The following is a 436-nucleotide window of genomic DNA, read 5'->3' as shown; positions in this document are numbered from 1 at the left end:
GCCGCTGAGCAATCGCCATCTGTAGCGCCGAACAGACCAGTTCCGCCGGCATGTTCGGTGCCATCGCCCAGCCGACGATCTTGCGCGAATACAGGTCCATCACCGCGGCCAGGTACAGCCAACCTCGGCGGGTACGGATGTAGGTGATATCCGCCACCCAGGCCTGGTTTACGGCCGGAGGATCGAACTGGCGGGCCAGCAGATTGGAGGCTATCGGCAGGTCATGCTTGCTGTTGGTCGTGTGCACAAACTTGCGCTTCCAGACAGGCCGAAGCCGGTGCTCGCGCATCAGCCGGCGGACTCGGTAGCGTCCTACGCGCACGCCTTCGGAGTTGAGGGCGGCGTGGAGGCGACGACTCCCATAGGTACGCCCGCAGCTCATGAACAGGGCTTTCAGGGAGGCGGCTACCGGGCAGTGCAGGGATGGGCGCAAGGG

General features: G+C 64.7%; 1 protein-coding gene. It reads right to left on the bottom strand.

What is annotated here, in order from left to right:
• Positions 1 to 436: IS3 family transposase (locus DK254_RS05745; protein WP_256595814.1), on the bottom strand; the 436-nt coding region annotated here is incomplete at both ends.

The sequence above is a fragment of the Pseudomonas sp. RW407 genome (assembly GCF_003176655.1).
Taxonomy (GTDB): Bacteria; Pseudomonadota; Gammaproteobacteria; order Pseudomonadales; family Pseudomonadaceae; genus Pseudomonas; species Pseudomonas delhiensis.
Note: the sequence above shows the minus strand (reverse complement) of the source record. Positions and strands in the feature narration are given on the sequence as shown.